At 63.9% G+C, this 4,674-nt stretch carries 5 protein-coding genes and 1 pseudogene; 5 read left to right on the plus strand and 1 reads right to left on the minus strand.

The annotated features are described in order from the left end of the window. The 5 genes and pseudogenes from OXS27_RS31705 to OXS27_RS31725 all read left to right on the plus strand — a co-directional run. Nucleotides 1-847 (plus strand): annotated as a pseudogene (locus OXS27_RS31705) (glycosyl transferase); the annotation flags it as partial. 87 nt (nucleotides 848-934) lie between these two features. Beyond that, on the plus strand, nucleotides 935-1,729 hold the full coding sequence (locus OXS27_RS31710; RefSeq protein WP_267361629.1) for an ABC transporter permease: 795 nt from the start codon (nucleotides 935-937) through the stop codon (nucleotides 1,727-1,729). 226 nt (nucleotides 1,730-1,955) lie between these two features. Then, nucleotides 1,956-2,300 (plus strand): hypothetical protein, encoded by a 345-nt coding sequence (locus OXS27_RS31715; protein WP_267361630.1) that lies wholly within the window; start codon nucleotides 1,956-1,958, stop codon nucleotides 2,298-2,300. Continuing rightward, nucleotides 2,251-3,114, plus strand: coding sequence for an FkbM family methyltransferase (locus OXS27_RS31720; RefSeq protein ID WP_267361631.1), 864 nt, complete (start codon nucleotides 2,251-2,253; stop codon nucleotides 3,112-3,114). The genes OXS27_RS31715 and OXS27_RS31720 overlap by 50 nt, the downstream gene beginning before the upstream one ends. Before the next feature lie 7 nt (nucleotides 3,115-3,121). After that, nucleotides 3,122-3,442 carry a hypothetical protein gene (locus OXS27_RS31725; RefSeq protein ID WP_267361632.1) on the plus strand — a complete coding sequence of 107 codons (321 nt, stop codon included), beginning with the start codon at nucleotides 3,122-3,124 and terminating at the stop codon, nucleotides 3,440-3,442. Between the two features lie 78 nt (nucleotides 3,443-3,520). On the opposite strand, the gene OXS27_RS31730 is transcribed toward OXS27_RS31725, so the two are convergent. Then, a complete protein-coding gene (locus OXS27_RS31730) occupies nucleotides 3,521-4,522 on the minus strand; it encodes a hypothetical protein (protein WP_267361633.1) in 1,002 nt (333 codons plus the stop codon). Between the last annotated feature and the right edge of the window lie 152 nt (nucleotides 4,523-4,674).

Below are 4,674 nucleotides of genomic sequence, written 5' to 3' on the forward strand. Positions count from 1 at the left end.
GCAGCCGGACGGGCGCTACTGCGGGCTGGCGGCAGTGGCGGAGTGCCGGGGCTGCCTGGCGCGCGACGCGGACGGGTTCGAGGAGCCGGATCCGGGCGAGCGGCGTGCGGTGTTCGGGCGGTTCCTGAGCGGGGCCGCGCGGGTGTTTGCGCCGTCCTCCGACACGGCGGGGCGGATCGGGGGCGTGTACCGGGATCTGGCGATCACGGTGCGGCCGCATGCCGAGCCGGAGCGGACGGTGCGCACGACCACGCGGCACCGGCCGGGGCGCATCCGGCGCGTCGCCGTGCTGGGCGGCATCAGCATGCCTGAAGGCGCGCTGGTGCTGCAGGCCCTGGCCGCCGATGCGCGCGAGCGTGATCTGCCGTTGCGGTTCACAATCGCGGGCTACTGCGACCCGGCGCTGGAAGGCGGCCTTGAGCGCGCCGGCGTCACGCAGACCGGACGCTACGCCAGCGACGATCTGACCCTCGATCAGGAGGCGCGGGCGGCCCTTCAGATCGCCGAGACCGGCCGACATTGGGAGGACGACGAGACCTTCGACCTGGTCACGCAGGTCTCGGCGGATCTGATCCTGCTCCCGGCGATCTGGCCGGAGACCTATTCCTACGCGCTGACGCTGGCGTTGCGCACCGGTCTGCCGGTGGCGGCCTTCGACCTCGGCGCTGCGGCGGAAAGGTTGCGCGCCGATCCGGACGGCCACCTCCTGCCCTATGCCCTGGCCGACGATCCGTCCGCCTGCAACGACCGCCTGCTGGCCATCCCGCCCCCGGGCCGGGCCCGCACCATCATCCAGGCCGCCACATACGACGACCTGATGCGCGACTATTACGGTCCCGTGGCCTGACACTGCCATCAAGCCCGGCGCGCCCGTTCAACCTACTTTGGCCTATTTTATGGTCGAGTCAGGTCCGGCAACGCAGAGGTCGTGCCGATGTTCGCTGTTCCAACGCCTCAGACGCAGAAGAGCCCGCTTGAGTCCTATCTCCACGTCCTCTACGCGCTGATCCTACGCGATATCCGCACACGCTTCGGGGCCTCGCTCTGGGGTTACGGCGTGATCGTGCTCTGGCCGTGCGTGCACGTCTTCGTGCTGATCGCGATCTACACTTTCCAGAAGCTCCCGGCGCCACTCGGGGACGAACGAGCCCTGTTCTTCGCGACCGGCGCGGTCCCGGTTCTGGTCTTCCAGTACATATCCCGCGAGGTGATGAAGTCGGTCATGACGAACCGTCCGCTGACCTATTACCCGCAGGTGAAGATGTTCGACCTAATCTTCTCCCGTATCCTCGTCGAGATCGTCACCGGCTTCCTCGCGCTTCTTGTAATCAGTTCCGTGCTGGTGGTCCTCGGCGTCAACCCCATTCCAGCTCAGCCTCTTACGGCGGTGTGCGGATATTTGGCCGCGATCACCCTCGGCGTCGGCGTCGGGACGATCAACGTCGCGATCATCGGGTTCTTTCCCGGCTGGCTGATCGGGTATGCCCTGTTCAGCATCCTTCTCTACATCTCGAGCGGCGTGATGTTCCTGCCGAGCTACATGCCGGAGCAGGTTTATTATTGGATGAAGTTCAATCCGGTCATGCAGCTGGCCGAATGGGTGCGGTCGGCCTACTATCCATATGCCGGCATTCAGATCGACTATATTTATGTCATCATGTTCGGCCTTACGGCCGCGAGCATCGGCTTGTTCCTGGTCAAGCACATCGTGAGCAAAATGCAGGCTTGATGCAACGGTAGAACCCACGACCCGAGACACCGGGAGCCGCATCGGTTCGCACTGCGATTGGATGCGCCTCCTTATCTTCGGTCTGACCCGCGCTCCCGTGCCGAGCCGGCTCGCGGAACCAGCCCGGGCCGTGTTGCCAAGCCGCCGAGGCACGACGTAAGGGGTCGATCGGCAATCGATACTGGCTACTACCTAAACCGCCTCCGCCCGGGGTCAGAGCGTTACCATGACGACACGTGCGACCCACGCCGTTGACACGAAATACATCCGCCTGATCCAACACCAGCAGATCGAACTGGCGCTTGTCCGGGCCGAGCGCGACGCAGCTTTGCTGGAGCGCGACATGGCCCAGGCACGAGCGAATGCTGCGGCGACGCTCTTGGATGCCGTCGTCGAGAGCCTCAGGCCCTATGGGTTCGGCCGAAAGCGCTTCCTGGCCAGGATCCGCAGGGCCGCACGCCTGATCCCCAATCAAGGTCCCGAGTCGATCCAGCACACCCTTCTTCATGAGGGCTCGAACCGTGTCCTGGGCCGCGGGACCTTATGGGCCACGCCCACCCACAACACCTGACGGCCGCGCTCGAACCACCCGCCCAACCGATCCCGTTCACGAGGTGGACCAGCGTACGATGGATGTGGAACTCCTGACGGTGTTCAACGCCGTGATCAACCTGAGAGACAATCTCGATATCCGGCCTCATATTCTGACCTCGGAACTCGATTTCCTGTCCTTTGCCACCCGAATGGCGCCCTATTCCAACGCGCAGCTCCTGCAGGATCTCTGGGTTCTCCATGAGCTGCGGGAGAAGCGAAACGGCTACTTCGTCGAGTTCGGCGCCTGCGACGGCATCAGCCTCAGCAATACGCTCCTGCTCGAGAAAACTTTCGGCTGGCAGGGCGTTCTGGCGGAGCCGGCAAGGGCTTGGCACGCGGCGCTGTACAAGAACCGTGACTGCTACATCAGCGATCAATGCGTCTACAAGACTGACGGGATCGAGGTCCTGTTCAACGAGGTCGATATCGGCGAATTGTCCGGTGTCGACGACTTCGTTGCCGGCGATTTCCACGCGGATTTCCGCCAGGAAGCGAAACAATATCCCGTCTCGACAATCTCCCTGAACCGGCTTCTGCGGGAAGCGCGCGCGCCCAGGCGGATCGATTACCTGAGCCTCGATGTCGAAGGCGGCGAATTCGACGTCCTGCAGAGCTTCGATTTCGCGGCCCATGACGTCGCCCTCATCAGCGTCGAGCACAATTTCGCGGACAGCCGGTCGAAGATCTATGACCTCCTGACGAATTTGGGCTATCGGCGGCGCTTCAAGCAGCTTTCATTGTTCGACGATTGGTACGTGCGCCCCGATCTCGTGGCCTCCCAGGACTCGTAGAGGCCCCATGTCCGCGCAAGCCGCGATCGACATTCTCGATTCCCTGTTCGACATCTTCAAGCAGATGGGCGGGGGTATCGCCCTCGACCTGCATTGGCTGGCGATCTCCAAGCGCCTGCAGCAGGTTCGCACAGAAGCCCACTGGTCCGCGGACCTCGATTTCGTCGCCGTGCGCCTGAAGGCTCAGGCCGCCTTCTATGTGGCGAATTATCGCCCGAGCGCGGGGCCAGAGCCGATCCGTCCCGACGATGCGGCCAGGCTCGAAAAGGTGGTGTACCAGTATTCGATCCTCCGTGCGCACCTTGAGCAGCAGGTGAGGGCGCAGTGACGGCACCACGCGGCGTCGCTCGGCCCTATCCTAAACCATGCGGCGCTCACCCGGGCTCCCAGGTCCGCCAGGGCGGCGTCATGCGCAAGGCCCATTATCCGACCCCCCCGCCAACTCAGCGTCGTAACGCTGGCTGACATACTGCGCGAAATTCCAATCGTCCTTCGAGGGCCGGAACACGAAGCGCTCCGACATCTCCGTCAGCACCAGATCGGGCTTCACCTGCGCGATGTGATCGTAATCGAGCTGCGTACTCCAGATGAAGTGCACTTCGCGAAACGTCTCGGCCAGCATGATCGTCAGGCCGATCGGAGCGAAGTTGGCGTAGCTGTCGCCGAACAGCATGACGCGCCGGGGGTCGGTGGCCCGCGCGTTCCGATAGATCACGTGCGCCCCCGTATGGAGCGTTCCCGACAGGCCGCGCCGCTCCCTGTGTTCGACGATCGGGCTCGCATACACGCGGACCGCATCCCGCTGCAGATCGTGCAGCATCGTCCCTTCGTACCGTGGGGGGTCGAAGGCCATCCCCAGATCGCCCGCCCAGCCCGCGTGATAGGTGGCAGGCCGCTCCTCGAAATCGCGCACCGGCTCGGCGCCGATCGCCCGGCAGATCTCGCGATAGGCCAGCAGACGGCCGGCAAACGACAGGTGACTGTCGGTCCGATAGAAGAGATTCTGCAGGTCCCGCTGCTGTCGCATGGGTGCGATCAGATCAACGAGTGTCGCCCGCCATCGCAGATTGCGGCGGATATAGTTGACGAGGTTCAGGCGCCGCAGCGGAAACAGCGTGTAGTAGGCGTCCTCATGCAGGAGCCGGACGGCGGGCGACAACCGCCAGTCGATGCCCAAACCGTCCAGCAGATGATCGTAGATCGTGATCTTCTCCGGCATCAGGATATGCTTGTAGGGGATGCCGAGCGCCCGCAAGCGTCGCTCGCGCTGGGCGACGATCAGGCGCCAGTGGATCATCAGAAACTGCGCTTCCGGCGACCGCACATATTGCGAGCTGACGTTGTTGGTCCCCTGCAGCAGGAAAAGCCAATCCCGCTTTCCGATATGGACCTCGACGGACGTCGCCATGAACCCAAGCTTGCTCGTGATCGAACCGGGACTTGCAACCCGAACGGCGTCTTCGTCGTCCAGGCGCCTTGAGACCGGCTCCGTGACCACGCATCGAACGACAGCGCCATCGGCCACCGCGTGAGCCGAGGTGTTGGCGTGGCCCCACGCTC

The organism is Methylobacterium sp. GC_Met_3 (assembly GCF_026540775.1).
GTDB lineage: Bacteria > Pseudomonadota > Alphaproteobacteria > Rhizobiales > Beijerinckiaceae > Methylobacterium.

Bases quoted from the DNA above. Each gene is read 5' to 3' on its own strand.
- OXS27_RS31710 (WP_267361629.1), top strand. From the start codon at position 935: ATGTTCGCTGTTCCAACGCCTCAGACGCAGAAGAGCCCGCTTGAGTCC.
- OXS27_RS31715 (WP_267361630.1), top strand. From the start codon at position 1,956: ATGACGACACGTGCGACCCACGCCGTTGACACGAAATACATCCGCCTG.
- OXS27_RS31725 (WP_267361632.1), top strand. From the start codon at position 3,122: ATGTCCGCGCAAGCCGCGATCGACATTCTCGATTCCCTGTTCGACATC.
- OXS27_RS31730 (WP_267361633.1), bottom strand. From the start codon at position 4,522: ATGGCGACGTCCGTCGAGGTCCATATCGGAAAGCGGGATTGGCTTTTC.